The following is a 23,112-nucleotide window of genomic DNA, read 5'->3' on the forward strand; positions in this document are numbered from 1 at the left end:
CACAATGAACAGAGATCTCTACATTGATTTTGCCAAAGGACTGGCTACAATTTCCATCATATTTATCCATACTGCTTTCTGGTCAGGACAATTTTATATTCCTACAGAAGTACGGGTTTTCTCACTGGTTTTTGATGTTGCCTTATTTTATGCCTTAAGCGGCATTACTTCAGGCTCCAATATTGAGAAAACACTGTACAGGCTGCTGAAGCTACAGATCACCTATATGATCTTCGTGACCTTCCTGTTCTTTATGGATTATTTCTTCAAAGTTTTCGGGCTGGCTTTCTTCTCTCCGGAATGGCTCCATCAGTTTTATTCCACATTCGGGTCAAAATACACTGCAATAGATATTTCGGCACAGCCTCAGTGGCAGAATTTAGGGAACTGGTATCTTCATCAGTATACCAATGCAGATACTTTCCCGGTAGTAATGGGAAGTTTCTGGTATCTCAAAGTCTATTTTATCATAACCGTTTTTGGAGTTTTGATCCTGAAATTCTTTCCTAAGCATATTCATTGGTTCATTGCCATCTGTGGAATTTTAACTCTGCTTTTTAATATTTTTCCATGGTATTATCCGTCCGGGCAGGTGGGGTATGTTGCATTTTATCTGGCTGTTTTCCTTATTGCCAATACAATGCGCGGAAAAAAAATCCCGGGAAAATTAATTCCTGTTCTTTATGGCTTGGTTGCCTGTGCTCTGGTATGGATGTTCTGGCATTACGGAAGTGACATTTTTTATAGGATCAATAAAAATAAATTTCCGCCGAAAATCCCTTATATCATATGGACTTTATTCTCATTGGTAACCTTATTTGTCTTATATAACAGATTAAAGGTTACTAAAGACAACCTCATCACCCATATCGGAAAAAATGCGATCTTTTTCTATTTTGCGCAGGGAATAAGTTCTTCGCTGGTCTATTTTTTGGTGATTCCTTTGAAGGAAAAGATGGCTTGGTGGCTTTTGATGATCTTCATATATATCATTAATATTATCCTGGCCTATATTATAGCGGAAGGCTTAAAGAAAGTCGACAATTCCGGATGGAAAATACTGGAATACCTGCGAAAGAAAACGGCTTCCTAGAATAACACTGAGAGTTGCACCATTATAAATAAGTAAATTGCCACAAATAGGGATAAATCTTCTTATTTATTGCAATTTGTTTTAAATTTGCAGAAAATTTAAATATGTTTAAGCTGAAACTTCCTACTGATCCCAGGTGGGCCAATATTGCGGAAGGAAACATTGAAGAAATTTTAACGGATCATGCCTGGTGCGAACAGAAAGCGGCTACCAATGCCATTTCTCTCATCACCATGCTACCGGAATACCCTGAAATTGTTACAGAACTTCTTGCCATAGCACAGGAAGAGCTGGATCATTTTAATCAGGTACATGAGATCATTAAGAAAAGAGGCTATACCTTCGGAAGGGCGAGAAAAGATGATTATGTGAATGAACTTGCCAAATTCATTGTACAGGGAAGCCGGGAAGACCTGATCATTGATAAAATGCTTTTTGCCGCTATGATTGAAGCAAGGAGCTGTGAACGATTCAAAGTGCTCACCGAGAACATCCAGGACGAAGAACTGAAGGTCTTTTACCGGGAACTTATGATCTCTGAAGCCAATCATTATACTACTTTCATCGGTTTTGCAAGACAGCTGGGAGATCCTGAGAATGTGAATAAACGCTGGGAAGAATGGCTGGAGTATGAGGCAAAGATCATCCGGTCTTATGGTAATAAAGAAACAATACACGGATAATACTATTCAAGTTGAAAAAACTGACTTTTGAAAGCGTTGCTAATTTTTTCCTGAAAAACTTCTTTCAGGGGCTGGTGATCATTGGCCCTATCGGGCTTACCATTTTCGTGATATGGTATATTGTAACCTCCATTGATAATATCATTCCGTCCGTTGCCAAAGAGATCCCGGGACTGGTATTTATTTCCACCATTTTGCTGACTGCTCTTTTAGGATATTTAGGAAATAAATTTGTGATCGGAAGGTTCTTTTTTGATACCATGGACAGCCTGCTGGAAAAAACTCCGGGAGTAAAACATATTTATACTCCCACAAAAGATGTCATGTCCTCATTCGTAGGAGACAAAAAGAAATTCAACGATCCTGTCTGGGTAAAAACCAATGAAAATCCGGAGATCTGGAGAATCGGGTTTTTAACTCAAAAAGAAATGGCTGATGTGGAAAAACATAATTATGTAGCCGTTTATTTACCTCACTCCTATGCTATTTCGGGCTGGGTAATTGTTACGGAAGAGAAAAACATCAAACCTGTAGTGGGAATGACTGCTGCTTCGGCAATGAAGTTTGCGGTAAGCGGCGGTGTAGCCGGTTTTCATTCTGAGGAGAATATTTTTAAGGCTGAATAATCCTTTATAGCTTAATTACACACCGAATCCCATTAAAATCTTAACTGGTAAGTTCCGGCTGTTTTCTTTCTTTTTTCAGATCCTGTAGAAAATCATCGATCATGGGCTGCTTAACGTGTGCCATGACCACGACCTTCCACCATTGAGGATTCTTATAATTATCCGCCACAAGATAATACTGCTTTGCAAGCTCTTCAGACACATCATTAGAATCAATTGCCACAATATTCATATAAGGATTCCTGTAATACTTAACGCCCATCTCATCCAACGCATTACATAGATAATCTGTAAGGCCTGTTAATTTTTGTATTATTTCTGTCCAGCCTTCGGAACCATGCGTCATCAGGATCATCCAGATCGATATCGCATTTGCCCCTGAGCGGCTGCCACACAGGGTAAAATCGGAACCGTATACATAGGCTGCTTCAGGCGTCTGCACCTTTTCTATCAGGCCTTTTCTGCATAAAAATATTCCGGTGCCATAAGGAGACTGCAACATTTTATGTCCGTCGATCGTAATGGAGCTGATTTCAGGATTCCGAAAGGTCAGATCTGTTTTCTGTGCAGAAAAAGGGTAAATAAACCCTCCAAAAGCAGCGTCCACATGTACAAAATAATGTTCAAAATATTGCTTTACAACTTCCAGAAAAGACTGAGGTTCATCTATACTGCCAAATATGGTTGTGCCCATAGAAAGATGAATAATCAGATACCTGATCCCTTTATCGTATGATTCTTTCAGCTGCTTGTGAAGATCTTCCAATAGAACTTTCCTGTCATTATGGTTTACTTTAACTGCAATAGGGTGTATTCCTAATAAATTAGCTCCTTTGTACACAGAATAATGGGCATCTTCAGAAAATACAACCCCTATTTCAGAGGTCCCGGCATTCTTTTCCTGCATAAAATAATTGCGGTACATCCATTGCGCCTGAATGTTGGCTTCCGTACCTCCCGGAGCCACATAGCCGTCATAGCCGGATTCCTCAGCTCCGAATATTTCTTCGGCACAGATCCTTAAAAGATCTATTTCCAGCTGTTGGGTCCCAGAAAAATACATCTCCCCCTGGCTGTAGGTATGGCAGCCGATATGATTAGGGTTATTCATTAAAACCGAAAGAAACGGAGCCTCTTTTAAGAAAGGCGAATCATAAAATTGTTCCTGATCCAGATAAGTTCCCGGAAGGCCCAGAATAGATTCGGTAGTATAATTCAGGTTTTTATGCAATGCATCAAATACTTTTTGCCTGATGGTTGTTGTAGAAAGTTTGGGCCAATGCATTTTCCTGATTTTTTGATTTAATATGGATTTTACTCTTATTTCCCCTTTAGCAGGAAGTTATCTCCAAAATTACACTTTTTTTTTAATGTATAAAATTTTATCGTTTTTCAAAGCATAAATGCACTTTTACAGAAATCTCCCAAGAAAATATAATTAGACATAATTATTTAACAGCTTACTGTTATTCTTTAAAAAAAATTCCGGGATAACGATTTGAAGAATTAAAATTTTTCTTCATTTTTATGAAAAATATTTAATCAAATGAAATTTATCAAAGAAATGTGATTTTTTTTACTGATTTATAACAAGAATTTAATATTTTTGATATAACCAATAACTCAAACTTAAAGATAGATATGAAAATTAAATGTATAGGCGCCTTCTTTTTTCTGGGTGCAACATCCATGTTGTATGCCCAGGAAGTAAAGGATACCATTTCAAAAGAAGCCAGGCTGGAAGAGGTATCCATTACCGGCGGCAGAAGCAAAAAGAGGACCGTTGTGAACACCGCAGTGCCTATTGATGTAATAGACATCAAACAGGTAAGCATGTCTACCGGTCAGGTAGAAGTAAATCAGTTACTTCAGTTTGCTGCGCCTTCGTTTAATTCCAACAAACAATCCGGTTCAGACGGGGCAGATGCCGTAGATCCTGCAACTTTAAGAGGATTGGGTCCGGACCAGACCCTATTATTACTTAATGGTAAAAGGTATCATCAGTCTTCACTCATCAACCTTTTCGGAACAAAAGGCCGTGGAAATACAGGATACGATATGAATACCATTCCTATCGGGGCCATAAAAAGAGTGGAAGTCCTTCGTGACGGAGCCTCGGCACAATATGGTTCTGATGCTATTGCCGGCGTGATCAATGTGGTTTTGAATGACCGCAGCAGCGGTTTTGAGGGAAATGCATTTTACGGCATGAATCTTTTTAAAAGTCCCGGCGATAACGATGTGGTTTCAGATCGGAAAATAGACGGTAATACTTTTGATTTTAGCGGTAATTACGGGACAAAAATAGGTACTAAAGGAGGCTTCGGGAATTTTACCGCAGAGTTTGTGAATAAGGAATATGCCATAAGGAATGCAAATCCTGCCATGTATGATGCCCCAAGACAGCGTTTTGGAGATGCAAAATCCCAGAACTTCTATTTCTTCGGAAATATTGAGATCCCGCTGTCCGATAATCTGAAATTCTATTCCCATCCCGGGTTCTCCCATAGAAATACCGACGCTTATGCATGGACAAGGAGTGCTGATGCCGATGGAAATATCCCGGAAGTTTATCCTAACGGCTTCAATCCGATACAGGATACCAGCATCTCGGATTTTACCTTTGACAATGGGCTGAAGTTTAAAGTTGCCGACTGGAATGTTGATTTTTACAACGCTTTCGGAAACAACAGATTCACGTATCAGATAGACAATACGATCAATGCTACTTTGGGTGCGAATTCGCCAAGAAGCTTTAATGCAGGCGGACATTCTCTCCTCCAGAATACAACAGGGGTAAACGCCACAAAAGAATTTAAAGTGCTGGAAGGACTGAACATTTCCTTCGGATCTGAGTTCCGGTATGAAAAATTCAGTATCTTGAAAGGAGAAGAAGCATCGTACGCTATGTATGATGTTAACGGAAATGTTGTAACAGCAGACACAGATCCGGCTTTATTGGTTACCAATCCGTTAAGCGGAGACGTAAGGCCCGGAGGTTCCCAAGGTTTTCCGGGATATTCCCAGGAAGTCAAAAAAAGCAGGAACAACTTTGCCGCTTACATAGATACCGAACTTGATATTACCAAAAGCTTCATGATAAGCCTGGCCGGAAGATTTGAAAATTATAATGACTTTGGAAGCACTTTCAACGGAAAATTTGCGGCACGATATGCCTTAAGCCAACAGTTTGCTTTCAGAGGGTCTGTTTCTACCGGATTCCGTGCGCCTTCGCTGGCTCAAAAATACTACAGTCTCCAGTTTACCAATTTTCAGGGAGGAGATCTGGTGACCATTCAGCTTGCTTCCAATGACAGCAGCCTGGCAAAAGATGTGGGAATTCCTCAGCTGAAACAGGAAACTTCATTAAACGGCAGTTTTGGATTTACTTTCAATACCGGGAAATTTACAGCAACAGTTGATGGATATTATATTCGGGTAAAAGACAGGATCGTATTGACAGGTAACTTTTCAAGAGACGATCTGCCGCAGGATGTTCAGGATCAGAATCCCTATATAGATCAGGCACAGTTTTTCTCTAACGCCATAGATACCAGAACCAAAGGAGTGGATGTTATCCTGAGCTACAATGAAACTATAGGGAACGGAAGATTAACAGCCACTTTAGCAGGAAATTATAATGAAATGGAGATCACGGATGTGCATACTTCCGAGAGACTGAGAGGTAAGGAAGAAATTTATTTAAGCCCCCGGGAGCAGGCCTTTATATTGGCTTCTGCCCCTAAAACAAAAATCAATTTAAGCTTAAACTATAGGATAAACAAGTTCAATGCAAATGTACAGCTTGTAAGATTTGATAAAGTTACCCTTATCGGTTACGGCGGCGCAGACGATTTCCAGACTTATAATCCAAAAGTCACTACCGATTTATCGTTCGGATATGAGTTTTCTAAAAACCTTAGTCTAACTATAGGAAGTAAAAACTTATTCAACAGGTATCCCACATTACAGACCGCTCATGTCACAGACGGAAATACAGAGTCGGGAGGAATCTTTGACCCTGTGCAGATGGGCTTCTCGGGACGGCAGGCTTTTGCAAGACTCAATTTCAAATTTTAATATTTTTTTAAGAAAGCTCCTGAGTTATTCAGGAGCTTTTTATTTCTGCTTATTTTTTTGAAATTTTATACAATTTGCCACTATCTGTAACTGCGTAGAGGTTGCCACCCATTCCGTCCAGTACATCCCGGAAACGTTCTCTCCGATCCTCCAGAAGGCGCTCTTCCCCGACAACTTTATTGTCTTTCATCACTATCCTGTTGATATGCTCACCACTTAGGCAGCCGATAAAAAGATTGCCTTTCCATTCCTCCATATTTCCTGTATAGAAGGTAACACCACTTGGAGAAATGACTGGGTCCCAATAATAAACAGGCTGTTCAGTTCCTTCTTTTTGGGTAATTCCCTGCCCTACTTTATCCCCGGAATATTCTATTCCATAGGTTACATCTCCCCAGCCGTAATTTTTACCCGGTTGGATCAGATTAATTTCATCGCCTCCTCTGGGGCCCATTTCTACATCCCAAAGACTACCGTTAAGGTCAATCGCCATTCCTTGCGGATTTCTTACTCCATAGGCATAAATTTCAGGTTTATAACCTGCTTTTCCTATAAAAGGATTTCCGGGTGCCGGTTTTCCGTCTTTGGTAATCTTAAGGATCTTTCCTAAATAATTATCTGTTTTCTGGGCATACGCTCTGGTTATTCTATCTGACCTTTCGCCGGTACTGACAAATAAATATCCGTCTTTGTCAAAAGCCAGTCTGCTCCCGTAGTGCTTATCACCGTCATAAGAAGGTTCTGCACGGAAGATGACTTTTACATCTGCAATATTCTTAAGATCAGCAGATAATTTTCCTTTTGCAACTGAAGTCAGGTTTCCTTCTCCAAAGGGTTCTGAAAAGCTGAAATAAATGATATTATTATTTTTAAAGTCGGGATCAAGTGCCACATCCAGCATTCCGCCCTGTCCTTTTGAGTCTACTTTCGGAAATCCTGAAATTTTGGAGACCTTTTTTCCGTCACTGGAAACGACATTCATGTAGCCTGTTTTATCGGTAATCAGAAATCTTCCGTCCGGCAGATTAATAATTCCCCAAGGCCTTCCTAAATCTGTATTTAAAACTTCTACCTGGTAGGGCGCAGATGTTTTCACTGCATTAATTCTTGTTTGTCCTTCAAAAGCCGGTTTATAGTTGGAATTAGGCTTTTGTGTTTCTACACTGCCACTATTTTCTTTTTCATTTTTCTGAGATTTTCCCGTGCAGGAAATTAATAACAGAACAGAGGCAGTTAAAATAGATCTGGTACTGACTTTCATATTACAATTTTAATTAATCCCAGCAAAAATTATACTAAATCTTTTATTTTTTGTCATCAACAGAGCAGCTTTACTTTCTTTAAAATATAAAATACTTCCGTTTTTCTTTATAAGAATTTATTTTAGTTTAAAGTTTACTTTCTGAAAATAATCTCCTGAATTGGTTCTGAAAAATATTCCGTTAGGGTTTTCTGAGGCTTCAGGCTTAAAATTATTCAATATCCGGGATTCTGTTTTAACATCTATGTGATAATGAAGTCCCTCTTTGTGCTCCGGAACAATTTTCTGTTCTATTTTATTGATCACTACTGCTGTAGGCTGATAATTTCCGTTGGATAAAACAAATGAAACGGTATATCCTTTTTCTTCTCTATTCTGATAAATAGAATACTCTGCCTTAATGTCAGGAAAATCTTTCGGCATATTCTTGTGCTGACAGGAAGCAATCATCAGATTCCATAAAAAAGATATTAAAATAGCATTGTATATGTTCCTGACTTTCATAATTTTGAATTATTAAAACAAATATATGAAACTATGAAAGCCTTGCACAAAATTTTCCTTATGGTTTTGAGTGTTTTTTTAATATTTTCATGCCACAGAGACGATGATAATGAGGCTGCTACATCAGACATCAATGATTTCGTCTGGAAAGGGCTCAATTCCTGGTACTACTGGAAACCCAATGTACCTTCATTGGCTGATAATGCTTTTTCCTCACCTTCCAATTATATAAATTTTTTAAGGGATAAATCTCCTGACAATCTTTTTTACAGTCTGCTGTATGATTACCCGAATAAAGACCGCTATTCCTGGATCGTAAATGATGTAGACGCCCTGCTACAAAGCTTCAACGGAATTTCAAAAAGCTCGGGCATGGATTTTACATTGTATTATAAAGACAATGGCAATTTCAATGTGGCAGGAATCATTAATTATGTTGTTCCTAATTCTCCTGCTGCACAGGCAGGATTATCCAGAGGGGAGGTAATTGTCGCTGTAAACGGTGCAGACCTGAACGTTAACAATTACCGCCAGTTGCTTAATGATCAGTTTTCTTTATCCATCGCACAAAATGTTTCCGTATCCGGGAACGGGGTAACTACATCAGGAATATCCAAAACAGTCTCTATCACGACAGCTGTTATTGAAGAAAATCCGGTAGCCTATTACAAAACCTTCTCTCATAATAGTAAAACGGTAGGCTATCTGGTGTATAATGGTTTTAAATCAAATTATAATGATGAATTAAATGCTGCTTTTGCTCAGATGAAACAGGATCACATTACAGATTTGGTATTGGATCTAAGGTATAACGGAGGAGGTTCTGTAGAAACCGCCGTTGCTCTGGGACAGATGATTACCGGACAATTTACCGGAAACCCCTATGTAAGAACGGACTTCAATGATAAGCATAACGCGTATGATACTACAGAAAATTTTTCAAATAAAGTAAAAACATATTCATTGGTCAACGGAAGCACCCAGCAAACAGGAGAACAAGCCATCAACAGCCTTAATTTAGGCAATATATACATCCTTACATCGGGCGGAACGGCCTCTGCCAGCGAATTAACCATTGATGCACTTTCTCCTTATATTAATGTTGTTACGATAGGTTCAGAAACATACGGGAAATTTGTCGGATCTATCACCTTATTTGACTCTCCCAATCAGGATTTTACCTCATACAGTGCGAGAAGCAAAGGGCATAACTGGGCCATGCAGCCTATAACTTTCGCCTATTTCAATTCAAATAATGATTCACATCCCACGAAAGGCTTTATTCCCGACCATCCGATTAATAATTATGATAATTTCGGGAATATCAAAGAGTTTGGAAACCCTACCGATCCTGCTCTTTCCAAAGCTCTTTTTTTGATCACGGGACATATATTCAAAACATCTGCTCCCCAGGCAAACTTTAACCGTACTCAAAGTTTTATTGCCAATAATAAGACTTTGATAAGATTCGGAACTGAGCTCTACATTCAGGATTTTAATCTTTCTAAAAAGAATAAATAAGAAATTGAGTTTTGCTCAATGAGTATATTACGCTTTCACCTTATAGGCTTTAGAAAACTGTAGGGTTGAAAATTACATAAACCTATTTTGATTTAAAGGTTATAAAATTAAAGTTCCTCAGGAATATTTTAAGAATATTTTATGTTAAGAGTTCTCTTCAGGACTCTTTTTTATTTTGTAAATTTGAGATATGAATTTCAAGCTTCAATCAGAATATCAACCTACCGGAGACCAGCCTCAGGCTATTGAAAAGCTTACTGATGGCATAGAGATCGGGGAGAAATACCAGACCTTATTAGGTGTTACAGGATCAGGGAAAACATTTACCGTGGCCAATGTTGTACAGAATGTACAGAGACCTACCCTGGTATTGGCTCATAACAAAACACTGGCAGCTCAGCTTTTCATGGAATTCAAGGAATTCTTTCCGGAAAACGCTGTTGAGTATTTCGTAAGTTATTATGATTATTACCAGCCGGAAGCCTATATTGCCACGACCGGAACTTATATTGAAAAAGATTTGAGCATCAATGAAGAAGTAGAAAAGCTGCGTCTTTCCGCCACAGCAAGTTTACTTTCCGGGAGAAGAGACGTACTGATCGTTGCTTCGGTTTCGTGTATTTATGGTATCGGAAATCCTTCGGAATTTCATAAGTCTCTGATCTCTGTCGGAATTGGTGAAAAAATTACCAGAACAGCATTGCTTCACTCTTTAGTTAATGCATTATACTCCAGAACATTGAACGAGTTCCAAAGAGGCACGTTCCGTGTGAAAGGGGATGTGATTGATGTCTTTCCTGCCTACGCCGACAATGCGATCAGGATTCAGTTTTTCGGGGATGAAATTGAGAAAATCCAGAGTTTTGATCCTGTTACAGGAAATGTAACCTCTAATTTCGATCAGATCCAGATTTATCCTGCCAATCTTTTTGTGACCTCAAAGGAAACTTTGAACGGTGCAATCAGGAACATACAGGATGATATGGTAAAGCAGGTGGATTTCTTTAATTCCATTGAAAAACCTTTGGAAGCAAAACGATTGCAGGAAAGAACCGAACTTGACCTTGAGATGATAAAGGAGCTTGGTTATTGTTCGGGAATTGAGAATTACTCAAGATATCTGGATGGGAGACAGCCCGGATCAAGGCCTTTCTGCCTGATCGATTATTTCCCGAAAGACTTCTTAATGGTTATTGATGAAAGCCATGTTACCGTTCCGCAGGTTCATGCCATGTATGGTGGTGACCGGAGCAGGAAAGAGGCCTTGGTAGAATATGGTTTCAGACTTCCTGCCGCAATGGATAACAGGCCATTGAAATTTAATGAGTTCGAAGGTATGCAGAATCAGGTAATTTACGTTTCCGCAACCCCGGCAGATTATGAGCTTGAAAAAACAGGCGGAGCTTATGTTGAACAGATTATCCGGCCTACCGGTCTTTTGGATCCCGTGATCGAAGTAAGGCCCAGTTTAAATCAGATTGATGATTTAATGGAAGAAATCCAGAAAAGGGCTGATGTGGATGAAAGAGTCCTGGTTACGACTTTAACGAAAAAAATGGCTGAGGAACTGACCAAATATTTTACCAAATTCGGGATCCGCACCAGATACATCCATTCTGATGTGGAAACCCTGGAACGTATCCAGATTATGCAGGATCTGCGCTTAGGACTTTTTGATGTGTTGATTGGGGTTAACCTTTTAAGAGAAGGGCTTGATTTACCTGAAGTTTCACTGGTTGCCATTCTGGATGCCGACAAGGAAGGAATGCTAAGAAGCAGAAGATCAATGATCCAGACTGTTGGGCGTGCTGCAAGAAATATCAACGGTAAAGCGATCATGTACGCTGATAAGATCACAAAATCCATGCAGGCCACTTTGGATGAAACTGAATACCGCCGAGCCAAACAGATGAAGTACAATGAAGACAACGGAATGGTTCCGCAAGCTTTAAATAAAAAGATTTCTGAAAGCTTAGTCGGGCGAAGCAAAGATTTCCCTGATGAAAAGTACACTCAGAAAGAGATCATGCAGAAAGTGGCAGAAACCAAAGCAAATTATGCCACAGAAGACATTGAGAAAATGATCGGGCAAAAACAGAAAGAAATGGAAACCGCTGCTAAAAATCTTGACTTTATAAAAGCTGCGAAGCTTCGGGATGAGATTGCTGCCCTGAAAGAATAAGCTACAATAGGTTTCGGCGGCATCTTCGATGCCGCCGAAACCTATTAAAACTTGTACGTTTTATTTTTAGGCTTCTCATAATTAATTTCCCCGCGAATAGGAATCAAAAGATCCATAAGCCCATTCAGTTTTATTTCATAAATCGTTGAAAGCTGCATTCCCAGCTTGCCTTTGGGCATACCTTTTCTGTAAAACCATTCAAGGTAACTGATAGGCAGATCTGCGAGAATCGTCCCTTCATATTTACCAAAAGGCATTGTAACAATACATATTTCTTTTAATATCTCCGGATTTATTTCTTCCATTTCTATACAATTAAATCAACTTTATTTTCCAGATCATTGTTCTCATCAGGGAGTTGAAGTTCCGGGGTATCATCATCAGAAAATTCGTTGCTGTACACCTGAATGAGAAGAAGAGTAAGAGAAATAAGGATCGGCCCGAAAATAAGCCCCATAAAGCCAAACAGGTTCATTCCCATAATAATCCCAAAAACCGTGTTTAACGGGTGAATATTTTCCAGTTTTCTCAATAAGGTAAAACGCAACAGGTTATCGGTTAAGCCCACAACGATCAGACAGTAAAGCGCTAGCCCTATTCCATGTCCGGTATCTCCTTCCGCGATCATGAAAATACAGATTGGGAGATAAACGATCGCAGCCCCTACAACAGGGATCATGGAGGCTGCAGCCGTCAGGGCAAATAACAGAACCGGGCTTGGAGCACCGAAAATAAAATATCCGATCAGGGCAACGAGACCCTGCCCGATCGCCACAACAGGAATCCCGATGGCATTAGCCATAATCAGCTTTCTCATTTTATCGCCAATCAGGGAAACGTTAGCTCTCTTTAGTGGTGCGGATGAAGCAAGGATCCTTTCAAAAAGCCTTGGTCTGTCCAGCATAAAATAGAGGATAAAATACATGGAAATTATCACGGTAAGCGTATTAAAAGTTCCACTGAGAGCCGAGGTAGAAAATTTTCCCGCAGAACTCTTCAGCTTATCCATGTTTTCCTTACTAAGAATATCAAAACCTGTTTTGGAATATATGTATGAATGTATCTTATCTAAAAACACATTGAATTTAGCCATATAGACCTGGGCATTCCCTAATTTTTCAATTAAAAGGTCTGCAATAAAATATATGGGCAAGATAAGAATGATAAGGCTCGCAAGCATCAGTACCAATGATGAAAGCCATGACTTCCATTTTCTTTCCTCCTGCAGATAAAAATTATATTTGCGGCAAACCACATAGATCGTTATTGCTCCTAAAACAGAAGGGATAAAAAGCGCAAGATTAAAGCAGATCAAACCTGTCAATATCAATATGATAGCGAGTAGTGCAACCTGCTTTATTGCAACGCTACTTATTTGTTTATCTTTATTCATCATCACTTATTATACATTATTTGTCTTGGTTTTCCTAAATAGGCACAATAGGCAGAATACATCACAGCCATAATAAACGGCCCCGTAACAATGTATCCTATACAGCATGCGAAAATACCGCAAAGACTGATCACAACTCCTAAAAATGAAGCACCTAAAAAGATCCCGTAATTTTCTTTGGCTATATTGAAAGACTTACTCATAGCATCAATAGCTGAAGCGTTTTCAAAAAGAAGGATAGGATATCCGATCAGGAAGAACGGGAATACAAAAAAGAAAGGAACAGCACACATGGCCAGTGAAATCACCAGAATAATACTGGAAATCAGGCTATAAATAAGAATATTCACAAAGTTCTGACGATATCCGATGAAGAGGTCTGAAAACTCTATTGTATTTTTAGTATTGTATTTATTGATAATATAGATCAACCCTACATACAACGGGGAAAGCAGTATTCCAAAAAGACCTGAAAAAGAATAATACAACCCAATTCCCGGACTGTCCCAATATCTGATCCGTGTATAATCTCCGTCATAATCCCTTATTTCTTTGAAACTGCTCCAGGAACTGAAACCGGTAAGTGACTGAATGATAACATCACCTATCATATAAACGATCATTGCGACAATGGCATAGAGGATGACTCCTTTATACATTTCGAAAGCATGCGAAATAATAGATCCCGTATCTCTACCTGGAACGGAGCCCTGTTGATCAAATTCGTTAAAATCAGACATGGTGTTTATTTTTTAATTGTTTATCAAATTTAATTTTTTTTGATCAACAAAACATTAACCCTGCTTAAATTTAACCTTTCTCTGAATAAACGGTTTTATAAAGTGAGTAAATCATGGCGTTCCAGAAAGGAAATGTAAACAGCCCACCAATAAAAAATAAAGCAAAACCTATATATTTAAAGAAAACAGCAACGATTACGCATACCAGTATTTCAATAAAATATATTTTTAAGGCTTTAAAATTTAAAGAAATGGCTTCAAAGATCCTCTTATCCATGAAGAACATAAGCGGAGCAACAAACAAGGTGATAAAAACCCACACAACAGCAAGGATAATGGTCTGGAATGCATACATAAAAATGAAAAACCAGAAAATATAATATCCGATGTATTTAAAGAAATTAAAGCCGTTGTACCCCACAAACAGATCACCAAGCTCTGGTTTCTCACTTAAGTCTATCTTTCTGAAGATCTGGTACAATCCCAGATTTAAAGGATATAAAAAGATCGTACATCCCACCATAGCCAGAGAAAACTTCTGATACTCTTCCGTAGCTGCCATTTTTGCTGCTTCTCTTGTATATACTTCCACACCATCTTTCAGATACCCTGAAAGCTCCCGATACTGCTCCAGAATTCCATACTTCGAAGCAAAGAAAAAGAAAACGGTCAAAAGAATTCCAAAATAGATAATGGAAAATGCTAACTGAAAAAACAGGGATTTATTCCAGTAAAAAAAAGCCCGCTTCAGAATAAGATCTATTCCCTGCTTTTGAGGATAATTGTTCTGCATTAAAAAAATTTTATGCAAAAGTAAACATCAATAATTATTTTTGCAGAATGTTTTCGGTGAATCATCAAAAATTTATAGAAATGGATGAGCTTTCTCTTCAGAAAGTTCCCTTCTTTTTTATCATTGATTTCCTTTCGGAAAATGTCGAGATCTACAAAGAAGATGAAACTAAAAAATCAGGCTTGTTGATTGATTTTCAAACATTTTCAAACACAGATAACAGATACGATTTAAATAAAAAAATTGAATGGATAGCTTTCCCTGAAAGCGCGGAGAGCTTCAAAAAAGGATTTGATGAAGTTCAGAGAAATATCCGGCTGGGAAATTCCTATCTGGTCAATTATACCCGGAAGACCAGGATTGAAACCAATTTAACGCTCGAAGAAATTTTTTATCATTCCAAAGCGAAGTATAAAGTATTTTATAAAGATTTTTTTGTATTTTTTTCTCCTGAAACTTTTGTGAAGATCATTGACGGCAAAATTCTCACCTATCCCATGAAAGGCACTATTGATGCAGCATTGGAGAATGCAAAGGAAATTTTAAAGAATGACATAAAAGAGAAAGCCGAACATTATACCGTGGTAGATCTGCTCCGGAATGATCTGAGCATGGTGGCAGATCATGTGAAGGTCGATCAGTTTCAGCACATCGACTTCATCAAGACCCAACAAAAAGATCTCTATGCCATGAGCTCGGAAATTTCAGGAAATATCAAAGCTGAATTTAATGGGAAAATAGGTAGCATTATGAAAAAACTACTGCCTGCAGGTTCCATTTTAGGCGCTCCAAAGTCTAAAACACTGGAAATTATTCTCAATGCCGAAGATTATGACAGAGGATACTATACCGGAGTATGCGGCTGGTTTGACGGTGAAAATCTCGACAGTTGTGTAATGATCCGTTTTATTGAGAAAGAAAATGGCAAACTATATTTCAAAAGCGGTGGCGGGATAACCCACATGAGCAGATTAGAAGATGAATATCAGGAAATGAAAAATAAAATCTATGTACCAATTCATTGAAAGCATTAAAGTAGAAGACCAGAAAATTTTCCTTCTGGAATTCCATCAAAAACGTGTAGATCAGACTTTTGCCCATTTTGGGAAAGAAAGCACTATTGATCTGACCAAAATATTCAAAAATCTGGAACACGATGAAGACGGCTTATTCAAGCTGAGAATTGTGTATGACCTTGATAAAAGGATCAGAACCCAGATGCTGCCTTATGCTATTCCTGAAATAAATGATTTTCAACTGGTTGAAAACAACAGCTTTGACTATTCCTTTAAGTTTGAAGATCGTAAGGAACTGGAAAAAATGAAAATGAAATCTAAAGCCGAAGAAATCATTATTGTAAAAAACAATCATATTACAGATACTACTTTTTCCAATCTCCTATTCCTTAAAGGCAAAGACTGGTTCACACCCAAAACTTACCTTTTAAACGGAGTACAAAGACAGAATCTCTTAAAGCATAAAAAAATCAAGGAGGCAGACATCACTTTACAAAACATTAAGGAGTTCTCACATTTTCAGATCATTAACGCTTTAAATGATTTTGATGATATGTTCATTTATCCGATTGACAGGATCATTAATCTACCGGGCAATGAAGAGTACTTAGACCTTTAATCCTTCTTTCATAAAGTTAAAATAAGCCTTTAATGTCTCGGCATTATTCATCCCATCTGAACAAACCTCCAATATTTTTGGACGGATGTCTGGTTTGAAAAAGTTATCCATCACCCTGTCAAGTGTAGCCTCATCCTCAGCTCTTGTATAGGAGAACCCGAAATGTTTGGCAAGATGCTCTGAGTTTTTATGATGCTTTGTTGCTATAAATTCATCCAATGTATTCGGATTGGCATTGCCCGGGCCCGGAATGATCTTGAAAATATTCCCCTCCCCGTTATTAAAAATGATAATTCTTACAAATGGCGGGATATATTGGTTCCATAAGCCGTTGATATCATAAAAGAAACTTAAATCACCGGTAATCAATACGGTAGGATTGGGGTTTTTAATCGCAAAGCCCATTGCTGTCGACGTCGAACCGTCAATTCCGCTCGTTCCCCTGTTGCAGTGGATCCTCCGTTTACCAAAATCAAATAATTGAGCATACCGGATCGCCGAACTGTTACTGAAATGAATATTATAATTCTCCGGTATAGCTTGTGAAGCTCTATTAAAAAAGTAAAAGTCAGAGAATTCCACGAGATTAAGAAACTGCCGGTGCTTAGCATCTTTTTTATCCCTGAGAACATCCCAAAGATTGAAATAAGGCTTCGGCTCAAGGCTTATGAATTTCAACAACTTAGAAAAGAAAAGCTCCGGTTTTACTTCAATCTTTTCCGTTAAAGCAAAATAAGTATCCGGCTGCCATACCTCATCCAGATGCCAGTGCTGTTTCGGGCGGGCGTTTCTCAAAAACTGTTTCACTTTTTTGGAAACTACATTCTGCCCGATCGTGATCAGCAGATCCGGAGCATATGTCTTATAATCTTCTTCCGTGAAATTAAAAATATAACGGTCAATATTTTTGAAAAACTTCTCGTGATACAAATTGGAATTAGCCTCGCTCAGAACAACAACGGAATGGTTCTTTACAAGCTGGGTCAATTGGTTTTCCAGTTCAGGGCTGTAATCCTTTGTTCCCACCAGAAGCATAATCCTCTGGGAAGTATTCCAGTCTGCAACCAGGTTGGAAGGGATCTCATATTCTTTCTGTTTGATGGTCTTTTCTACCGTTGGAAAAATCGGAAGCTCCGAAACCAGCCCATATAATGGTTCTTCCAAAGGAATATTGATGTGAACCGGGCCCTGTTTCTCAAAACACAGCTCAATCGCTTTTTTAATCGTATCAAAATTAATATCCTCCGCATTCTCTTTGCTATCCTCTAAAAGTTGGAAATCTCCGTAAGAATGCTGATGAAAAAGGTTATTCTGCCTAATGGTCTGTCCGTCAAAAATATCCACATAATCCGTCGGCCGGTCTGCGGTCAGGATCAGAAGCGGGATATTCTGGTAAAATGCTTCCGTAACGGCCGGATAATAATTGGCTGCAGCGGAACCACTTGTACAAGTAATCGCAACGGGTTTCTTCTCACTTTTAGCCATACCCATTCCGACAAAAGCGGCACTTCTTTCATCTACTATGCTATAGCAGCTGAAGCTGTCAATTTCTGAAAAATGAATGGCCAACGGCGCATTTCTGGATCCCGGTGAAATGACAATATCTGAAATTCCGTACTGCTGAAGGAGGTGGGCAAGTATTTGAATACTTCTCTTGGAAGAATATTTTTTCATACAGCAAAATTATAAGTTTTTTACAGATTATTAAACTTAATTTTCAACACGTCAAGTTTTGTCGTCACCACCATTTACATTTGTTTTTAGAAGCGTTTCAGAAAAGCAAACAACTAAAACATAATTTATGGAAAATATTTTTGACGACATTAACGATTTTGACGAAGAAAGTAAACGAATACTTCGAGGAAGCCGTATCATACAATTTGCAGAACTTGAAAAAGGAATTTATGGAAAGGGTAAAGATTCTTTTGAAGGGATAAGAATCAACAAAACATTTGATGAAATTTCCAATGAATATGTATTAAGCACACCTTTTGGAAAAAATAGTGCTTTTTATAAACCTACAACTGAAGATTATGATGCTTTATATGAAAATATTCCTGATTTCGTTTTGGAAGCTCTTACAGATGAAGTACTTTGGAAAGATTTTGTTTCCCTTTCCGAAAAATCCATTGATACATCTGGCACTAATGAAAATATTTCAATTACTAATTTGCTGAAAGGAGTAAAAAATGGCGTTTGGTGGGGAAATCAAATTAATAATAATCCTGATATAGTAAGAAAAGTTTTAAATAAGCTCAAAGCTCAATATGTTGAAGATTTCATTATAGCATTGACAAAAGTGGGAATTAATGCCTGGAAAGATTCTGATTATCAAAACGCGATTTCTTATTCTCTCAAAATGAAAGATACGTTAAAAAATGGTGTTGTTGAAAACAGAATTGTTTATTGGAGTGGATTTTTGGAAAAAGAAAAGAAATTTGAGGTTGGTTTTACCATTCATTATTATGAAAATGGGAATTGGGCACCATCCGAAGAAAGTAGCTCTGAAACATTGGGCATAAATGATGCCTTTACTCCATTGAGAATACCTGATGATAAAGGAGATTATTTTATACCGACAATTACTGCTAATTATTTCACTGAAAAACAAATGGACGAAGACCGTTGGACGATCTTGGAAAACATTACAGCAGGGTTATTACCTGAGTTTGGAACAGTTTCTTTTAAAAGTTTTTCTTCTTTAGCTTCAAAATTAAGATACTCCAAGTATTTAAGGGTTTTAGGAAAAAACCCTGCCTTTCAGAAAATCCTAGTTGAGCTTTCCAACACAAGGTATATGGCAAAATATTTATCTTTGGAAGAGGAAGCTATTTTAAGATTTTATACAACAAATCCTGGATATAAAAAATTCAATCAAGCTCTTCGTGGAGAAATCGCAATGACAGAAGAATTTAAAACCCAAAAAGAATTAATGAACAAAGCACTGGATAAATTACCAAAATATCAGTCTGAAAGTTTGTTATATAGAATTGAAAATCTTACTCCAAAACAAATAGATGAATATTATACGATAGGAAAAACTATTGAGAATAAACATTTTACCTCTAGTACATATGACATGGACGCAATCGGTGTAGCTATGAGAAATAGAGCTTATACGGTGTTAATAAGAATAAAAGGTAAAAATGGAAGAGTAATTGAAGATTTATCAACTCTAAAATCAGAAAAAGAAGTGTTGTTTAAATCAAATACCAAGTTTGAAGTAAAAGATATAAGAGAGTCAACTAGTCCTGAAGATTTTATTTCAAAAATTAAAACTATAGAATTAATAGAAAAATAACGATTATGAATACAGAAGAATTAAAAATAGAATTATCAAAGTTAGAAAAATTTGTTAATGAAAACCCTGAACTCCAAAAATTGTTATTTGACAATCCGTTCTTGATGACAGAGGAATTTGAAGAAAATAATAAACAAAAAATTGAGAAGTTTTTGGAATCAAAGAAAAGAATTAGGGAAATAAAATTTCAATTACTTTCTCCTAAAGATAAAGTAGAATATTTAGAGGAACAAAAAAAACTCAAAGAAAAATTTTCCGAAGATTAATTATTAAGACTGCTCTTTTTGAGCAGTTTTTATATTTTATAATAAAAACCATCATTAATTGAAAAATAATTCCCCATGAATAATGAAATTTTAGAAAAAAGATTAAAAGAATTAAAATCACAGATAAAACAATATGATTTTATAATAAAAAAACTGTTTGACAACCCCCTAGGATTGACAGATAGTGAGCGTGAAATTTTTATTAGTAATAATAAGCCGAAAATTATTGAACTTGAAAAAATCAGAAAAGAAATATCAAAAATTGAGTGGCAACTTATGACACCTCTTCAACAAAAAGATTATTTAGAAAAATACTCTGAAGATTAATTATAAAATCACCATTAATTTAAAATAAACTTTATGGAAAATAAAGAAGAATTAACAAATAGATTGAAAAATCTTTTAAAAAGAAAAGAAGAGTTTTCAATATTGCTTGAAAATTTTAATTTTCAAACTAAAAAAGAAGCTGATCAATATATTAAGAATAATCAGTCGAAATTTGATGAACTAAAAAAAATAACAGAAGAAATTAGAGAAGTAAAATTCTTGCTTATGACTCCCCAAGAAAAGAACCAATATTTAGAAGAACAAAAGAAACTGAAAGAAAAGTATTCTGGAAATTAACCAAATGGATCACATAAATTAGCTTAACTTTATAAAAGCCGTTCAATTTTTGAACGGCTTTTATACGATTTCTAAATTTATCCCCATTACCCAAATTCATTGTGTTATTTCAATTACTGAGTTAAACAGATAGAAAACATTCAATTTCAAAGAGTATAATATGTTCACTGTTTTCCTTGTAATTCTATTTTTTCATAATCTTCACTCTTGAAACTATGATTAGTATATGAAATTTTAGATGAGTTGAAAAAAGCTGAAAATCAATAAACAAAAAAATGTATTTTAGCAGGACATTAAATTTCTAAAAATGGATAAAATACCTAGTGTAGACCTGCGTGATTTCCTTTCGGGTGACCCGGAACGCAAACAGAAATTTGTAAATGAAATCGGAAAAGCTTATGAAGAAATTGGTTTTGTAGCTTTAAAAGGCCATTTTCTTGATGACCAATTAGTGAATGAACTGTATGGAGAGGTAAAGAACTTCTTTGAACTTCCCGTGGAAACAAAACAAAAGTATGAGATTCCCGGAATTGGAGGCCAGAGAGGGTATGTAGGATTCGGTAAAGAAACCGCAAAAGGCTTCAAAAAAGGAGACCTGAAAGAATTTTGGCACTTCGGACAATATGTGTCTGATGATTCAAAATACAAAGCAGAGTATCCTGACAATGTAACTGTTGAAGAACTTCCAAAATTCAACGAAGTAGGTAAGGAAGCTTATCAGATGCTTGAAAAGACAGGACAGTATGTTTTAAGAGCTTTAGCTTTATATCTTGGATTGGATGAGTTTTATTTTGATAATAAGATCGCAGAAGGAAACTCTATTTTAAGGCCTATTCATTATCCGCCGATCACAGAAGAACCTAATGATGCGGTAAGAGCAGCTGCCCACGGAGATATCAACCTGATCACCCTTCTCATGGGATCTCAGGGGAAAGGCCTTCAGGTACAGAACCATAAAGGAGAATGGATAGATGCCATTGCAGAACCGGATGAGCTGATGATCAATGTAGGAGACATGCTGTCCAGACATACCAACAATAAACTGAAATCTACCATTCACAGAGTGGTAAACCCGCCGAGAGAATTGTGGGGAACTTCAAGATATTCCATTCCTTTCTTCATGCACCCTATAAGTGAGATGTCACTCAATGCTCTGGAAAATTGTGTGGATGAAAATAATCCGAAACTATATGAAGATACCACTGCCGGGGAATTCCTGCATGAAAGACTGATTGAATTAGGATTAATAAAAAAATAATACTAAAGTATTATTAATTTCATTTTTTAACCATATCTTTACTTTAGCATCAAATTTTAAATCAAAACAATATGAAAAATTTAAAAAAACTAAGTAAAGGACAGTTAAAAAGTATTTCCGGAGCAGGAGGAATTAAACTTCCGGAACCTGAATTTTGTATGTATTATTGCAACGGTGTTGTCATTTGTGCAACCTGCAGCAATGATTTCAAATGCCCGGATGATTCTATGTAGAAGATCTTTTATAATTTACACATTATAATAAGAAACCGTTCCTTTGGGAGCGGTTTTTATTTTTTCAAGTTTATACTAAAAAAGTCTATTTATTTTCTATTACTTTTCGCAAAAAAAGTATTTCGTTTTTTAGGTCTTCAATACTCTTATCCTTTTCCTGTAATCTCATTTCGTATTGTTCCTTTAATTCCTCAGAAAAAGTTTTATTGATAATGGCTGCGTTATCGCCCTTATCATTATGCTGATTAAAAGTAATGCCTTTTTCTGCTAACCATGATAAAATATCAACCTCTAAAACAGTTTCTATTTTAGACAAATGATCTAATGAAGGAACACTCTTATCACTTTCCCAGTTGGAGATTGTTTTTTGAGTTGTATTCAATAAGAGAGCCAGTTCATCTTGGCTCATCTTTTTTCTTTCTCTTGCTTGTTTAAGCTTTGCACCTATTATCATATTGTAAAGATAAATAATTCAGAAATTTTTTTCTGAAAATTAGAAAAATTTGTTATAAAACTGTCAAATATTATTTTCTATTTTCGTCATGTAAAAATAACGATAAAAAAAATTATGAAAAATTTTATTATCAATGTAAACCACGTTAAACAAACAGTTTAACATAATAAAAAAACTCTCAAAATATAGAATTATAATTATATATTTGAACCTCGAATTAATAATTAACAATTTAAAAACAATTAAATTATGAAAAAGAAACTATTAGTAACTGGTATGCTTTTATGTTCTATTGCAACTTTTGCAACAACGTATTGGACTGTAACTACAACTTGTGGAAAAAAAGCTTCACTCCAGACATCTGACAATGTTTCAGATGCTCAAATGCAACAATATGTAGCTGCGATTAACTATGATCTTTGTAGTACAATTCCACAACATATTACTATCACTCGTTAATATAAA

General features: G+C 36.8%; 24 protein-coding genes. 15 read left to right on the top strand and 9 right to left on the bottom strand.

The annotated features are described in order from the left end of the window. Positions 1 to 4 precede the first annotated feature (4 nt). The 3 genes from HNP38_RS12625 (at position 5) to HNP38_RS12635 (ending at position 2,402) form a co-directional block, all read left to right on the top strand. Positions 5 to 1,093 (top strand): acyltransferase family protein, encoded by a 1,089-nt coding sequence (locus HNP38_RS12625; RefSeq protein ID WP_184190052.1) that lies wholly within the window; start codon positions 5 to 7, stop codon positions 1,091 to 1,093. A 104-nt stretch (positions 1,094 to 1,197) separates the two neighbouring features. Next, positions 1,198 to 1,776, top strand: a complete 579-nt coding sequence (locus HNP38_RS12630; RefSeq protein WP_184190054.1) for a tRNA-(ms[2]io[6]A)-hydroxylase — start codon at positions 1,198 to 1,200, stop codon at positions 1,774 to 1,776. Positions 1,777 to 1,787: 11 nt separating this feature from the next. Next, complete coding sequence (locus tag HNP38_RS12635) at positions 1,788 to 2,402, top strand: DUF502 domain-containing protein (protein ID WP_184190056.1); 615 nt, start codon at positions 1,788 to 1,790, stop codon at positions 2,400 to 2,402. Positions 2,403 to 2,442: 40 nt separating this feature from the next. Here HNP38_RS12635 and HNP38_RS12640 read toward each other — a convergent pair whose 3' ends face one another. Next, entirely contained in the window at positions 2,443 to 3,687 is a 1,245-nt protein-coding gene (locus HNP38_RS12640; RefSeq protein WP_184190059.1) for a pyridoxal-dependent decarboxylase, read from the bottom strand. A 356-nt stretch (positions 3,688 to 4,043) separates the two neighbouring features. Between HNP38_RS12640 and HNP38_RS12645 the strand changes: the two genes are divergently transcribed. After that, on the top strand, positions 4,044 to 6,482 hold the full coding sequence (locus HNP38_RS12645) for a TonB-dependent receptor plug domain-containing protein (protein WP_184190061.1): 2,439 nt from the start codon (positions 4,044 to 4,046) through the stop codon (positions 6,480 to 6,482). A 49-nt stretch (positions 6,483 to 6,531) separates the two neighbouring features. Here the strand turns inward: HNP38_RS12645 and HNP38_RS12650 are convergent, their stop codons facing one another. Then, positions 6,532 to 7,743 carry a PQQ-dependent sugar dehydrogenase gene (locus HNP38_RS12650; protein ID WP_184190063.1) on the bottom strand — a complete coding sequence of 404 codons (1,212 nt, stop codon included), beginning with the start codon at positions 7,741 to 7,743 and terminating at the stop codon, positions 6,532 to 6,534. Between the two features lie 117 nt (positions 7,744 to 7,860). Then, positions 7,861 to 8,247, bottom strand: coding sequence for a hypothetical protein (locus tag HNP38_RS12655; protein WP_184190065.1), 387 nt, complete (start codon positions 8,245 to 8,247; stop codon positions 7,861 to 7,863). Between the two features lie 60 nt (positions 8,248 to 8,307). Here HNP38_RS12655 and HNP38_RS12660 point away from each other — a divergent pair, with 60 nt between their 5' ends. Beyond that, complete coding sequence (locus HNP38_RS12660; protein ID WP_228461059.1) at positions 8,308 to 9,768, top strand: S41 family peptidase; 1,461 nt, start codon at positions 8,308 to 8,310, stop codon at positions 9,766 to 9,768. 190 nt (positions 9,769 to 9,958) lie between these two features. Beyond that, on the top strand, positions 9,959 to 11,950 hold the full coding sequence (gene uvrB, locus HNP38_RS12665) for an excinuclease ABC subunit UvrB (protein ID WP_184190069.1): 1,992 nt from the start codon (positions 9,959 to 9,961) through the stop codon (positions 11,948 to 11,950). Positions 11,951 to 11,994: 44 nt separating this feature from the next. Here uvrB and HNP38_RS12670 read toward each other — a convergent pair whose 3' ends face one another. The 4 genes from HNP38_RS12670 to HNP38_RS12685 form a co-directional block, all read right to left on the bottom strand. Then, a complete protein-coding gene (locus tag HNP38_RS12670) occupies positions 11,995 to 12,246 on the bottom strand; it encodes a DUF3820 family protein (RefSeq protein ID WP_184190293.1) in 252 nt (83 codons plus the stop codon). Between the two features lie 11 nt (positions 12,247 to 12,257). Continuing rightward, entirely contained in the window at positions 12,258 to 13,346 is a 1,089-nt protein-coding gene (locus tag HNP38_RS12675; protein ID WP_184190071.1) for an AI-2E family transporter, read from the bottom strand. After that, the gene (locus HNP38_RS12680) at positions 13,346 to 14,083 is read right to left on the bottom strand and encodes a beta-carotene 15,15'-monooxygenase (RefSeq protein WP_184190073.1); all 738 of its coding nucleotides are present in this window, start codon (positions 14,081 to 14,083) and stop codon (positions 13,346 to 13,348) included. The genes HNP38_RS12675 and HNP38_RS12680 overlap by 1 nt, the downstream gene beginning before the upstream one ends. 70 nt (positions 14,084 to 14,153) lie before the next feature. Next, positions 14,154 to 14,876 (bottom strand): hypothetical protein, encoded by a 723-nt coding sequence (locus HNP38_RS12685; RefSeq protein ID WP_184190075.1) that lies wholly within the window; start codon positions 14,874 to 14,876, stop codon positions 14,154 to 14,156. 47 nt (positions 14,877 to 14,923) lie between these two features. Between HNP38_RS12685 and HNP38_RS12690 the strand changes: the two genes are divergently transcribed. Then, positions 14,924 to 15,901, top strand: coding sequence for an aminodeoxychorismate synthase component I (locus HNP38_RS12690; RefSeq protein ID WP_184190077.1), 978 nt, complete (start codon positions 14,924 to 14,926; stop codon positions 15,899 to 15,901). Then, positions 15,885 to 16,511 carry an aminotransferase class IV gene (locus HNP38_RS12695; protein WP_184190078.1) on the top strand — a complete coding sequence of 209 codons (627 nt, stop codon included), beginning with the start codon at positions 15,885 to 15,887 and terminating at the stop codon, positions 16,509 to 16,511. Before HNP38_RS12690 ends, HNP38_RS12695 begins: the two co-directional genes overlap by 17 nt. On the opposite strand, the gene menD is transcribed toward HNP38_RS12695, so the two are convergent. Beyond that, a complete protein-coding gene (gene menD / locus HNP38_RS12700) occupies positions 16,500 to 18,185 on the bottom strand; it encodes a 2-succinyl-5-enolpyruvyl-6-hydroxy-3-cyclohexene-1-carboxylic-acid synthase (RefSeq protein WP_184190080.1) in 1,686 nt (561 codons plus the stop codon). The genes HNP38_RS12695 and menD overlap by 12 nt on opposite strands. Before the next feature lie 127 nt (positions 18,186 to 18,312). Here menD and HNP38_RS18020 point away from each other — a divergent pair, with 127 nt between their 5' ends. The 6 genes from HNP38_RS18020 (at position 18,313) to HNP38_RS12730 (ending at position 22,193) form a co-directional block, all read left to right on the top strand. After that, positions 18,313 to 19,812: an ADP-ribosyltransferase domain-containing protein gene (locus HNP38_RS18020; RefSeq protein WP_228461060.1), complete on the top strand. Its 1,500-nt coding sequence runs from the start codon at positions 18,313 to 18,315 to the stop codon at positions 19,810 to 19,812. A gap of 5 nt (positions 19,813 to 19,817) precedes the next feature. Further along, positions 19,818 to 20,078 carry a hypothetical protein gene (locus tag HNP38_RS12710; protein WP_184190082.1) on the top strand — a complete coding sequence of 87 codons (261 nt, stop codon included), beginning with the start codon at positions 19,818 to 19,820 and terminating at the stop codon, positions 20,076 to 20,078. Positions 20,079 to 20,153: 75 nt separating this feature from the next. Further along, positions 20,154 to 20,405 carry a hypothetical protein gene (locus HNP38_RS12715; RefSeq protein WP_184190084.1) on the top strand — a complete coding sequence of 84 codons (252 nt, stop codon included), beginning with the start codon at positions 20,154 to 20,156 and terminating at the stop codon, positions 20,403 to 20,405. 33 nt (positions 20,406 to 20,438) lie between these two features. Next, complete coding sequence (locus HNP38_RS12720; protein WP_184190086.1) at positions 20,439 to 20,702, top strand: hypothetical protein; 264 nt, start codon at positions 20,439 to 20,441, stop codon at positions 20,700 to 20,702. A 307-nt stretch (positions 20,703 to 21,009) separates the two neighbouring features. Next, positions 21,010 to 21,960 (top strand): isopenicillin N synthase family dioxygenase, encoded by a 951-nt coding sequence (locus tag HNP38_RS12725; RefSeq protein ID WP_184190088.1) that lies wholly within the window; start codon positions 21,010 to 21,012, stop codon positions 21,958 to 21,960. Between the two features lie 71 nt (positions 21,961 to 22,031). After that, positions 22,032 to 22,193, top strand: coding sequence for a bacteriocin-like protein (locus tag HNP38_RS12730; RefSeq protein ID WP_184190090.1), 162 nt, complete (start codon positions 22,032 to 22,034; stop codon positions 22,191 to 22,193). Positions 22,194 to 22,278: 85 nt separating this feature from the next. On the opposite strand, the gene HNP38_RS12735 is transcribed toward HNP38_RS12730, so the two are convergent. Further along, the gene (locus tag HNP38_RS12735) at positions 22,279 to 22,647 is read right to left on the bottom strand and encodes a helix-turn-helix domain-containing protein (RefSeq protein ID WP_184190092.1); all 369 of its coding nucleotides are present in this window, start codon (positions 22,645 to 22,647) and stop codon (positions 22,279 to 22,281) included. A 249-nt stretch (positions 22,648 to 22,896) separates the two neighbouring features. Between HNP38_RS12735 and HNP38_RS12740 the strand changes: the two genes are divergently transcribed. Then, the gene (locus HNP38_RS12740; protein ID WP_184190095.1) at positions 22,897 to 23,106 is read left to right on the top strand and encodes a hypothetical protein; all 210 of its coding nucleotides are present in this window, start codon (positions 22,897 to 22,899) and stop codon (positions 23,104 to 23,106) included. The last annotated feature ends 6 nt before the right edge of the window (positions 23,107 to 23,112 follow it).

This window comes from Chryseobacterium defluvii (assembly GCF_014204415.1).
GTDB lineage: Bacteria > Bacteroidota > Bacteroidia > Flavobacteriales > Weeksellaceae > Chryseobacterium > Chryseobacterium defluvii_A.

Coding starts and splice junctions, on each gene's coding strand:
- HNP38_RS12625 (WP_184190052.1), top strand. CDS start 5: ATGAACAGAGATCTCTACATTGATTTTGCCAAAGGACTGGCTACAATT.
- HNP38_RS12630 (WP_184190054.1), top strand. CDS start 1,198: ATGTTTAAGCTGAAACTTCCTACTGATCCCAGGTGGGCCAATATTGCG.
- HNP38_RS12640 (WP_184190059.1), bottom strand. CDS start 3,687: ATGCATTGGCCCAAACTTTCTACAACAACCATCAGGCAAAAAGTATTT.
- HNP38_RS12645 (WP_184190061.1), top strand. CDS start 4,044: ATGAAAATTAAATGTATAGGCGCCTTCTTTTTTCTGGGTGCAACATCC.
- HNP38_RS12650 (WP_184190063.1), bottom strand. CDS start 7,743: ATGAAAGTCAGTACCAGATCTATTTTAACTGCCTCTGTTCTGTTATTA.
- HNP38_RS12655 (WP_184190065.1), bottom strand. CDS start 8,247: ATGAAAGTCAGGAACATATACAATGCTATTTTAATATCTTTTTTATGG.
- HNP38_RS12660 (WP_228461059.1), top strand. CDS start 8,308: ATGGTTTTGAGTGTTTTTTTAATATTTTCATGCCACAGAGACGATGAT.
- uvrB (WP_184190069.1), top strand. CDS start 9,959: ATGAATTTCAAGCTTCAATCAGAATATCAACCTACCGGAGACCAGCCT.
- HNP38_RS12675 (WP_184190071.1), bottom strand. CDS start 13,346: ATGATGAATAAAGATAAACAAATAAGTAGCGTTGCAATAAAGCAGGTT.
- HNP38_RS12680 (WP_184190073.1), bottom strand. CDS start 14,083: ATGTCTGATTTTAACGAATTTGATCAACAGGGCTCCGTTCCAGGTAGA.
- HNP38_RS12685 (WP_184190075.1), bottom strand. CDS start 14,876: ATGCAGAACAATTATCCTCAAAAGCAGGGAATAGATCTTATTCTGAAG.
- HNP38_RS12690 (WP_184190077.1), top strand. CDS start 14,924: ATGTTTTCGGTGAATCATCAAAAATTTATAGAAATGGATGAGCTTTCT.
- HNP38_RS12695 (WP_184190078.1), top strand. CDS start 15,885: ATGTACCAATTCATTGAAAGCATTAAAGTAGAAGACCAGAAAATTTTC.
- menD (WP_184190080.1), bottom strand. CDS start 18,185: ATGAAAAAATATTCTTCCAAGAGAAGTATTCAAATACTTGCCCACCTC.
- HNP38_RS18020 (WP_228461060.1), top strand. CDS start 18,313: ATGGAAAATATTTTTGACGACATTAACGATTTTGACGAAGAAAGTAAA.
- HNP38_RS12710 (WP_184190082.1), top strand. CDS start 19,818: ATGAATACAGAAGAATTAAAAATAGAATTATCAAAGTTAGAAAAATTT.
- HNP38_RS12715 (WP_184190084.1), top strand. CDS start 20,154: ATGAATAATGAAATTTTAGAAAAAAGATTAAAAGAATTAAAATCACAG.
- HNP38_RS12720 (WP_184190086.1), top strand. CDS start 20,439: ATGGAAAATAAAGAAGAATTAACAAATAGATTGAAAAATCTTTTAAAA.
- HNP38_RS12725 (WP_184190088.1), top strand. CDS start 21,010: ATGGATAAAATACCTAGTGTAGACCTGCGTGATTTCCTTTCGGGTGAC.
- HNP38_RS12730 (WP_184190090.1), top strand. CDS start 22,032: ATGAAAAATTTAAAAAAACTAAGTAAAGGACAGTTAAAAAGTATTTCC.
- HNP38_RS12735 (WP_184190092.1), bottom strand. CDS start 22,647: ATGATAATAGGTGCAAAGCTTAAACAAGCAAGAGAAAGAAAAAAGATG.
- HNP38_RS12740 (WP_184190095.1), top strand. CDS start 22,897: ATGAAAAAGAAACTATTAGTAACTGGTATGCTTTTATGTTCTATTGCA.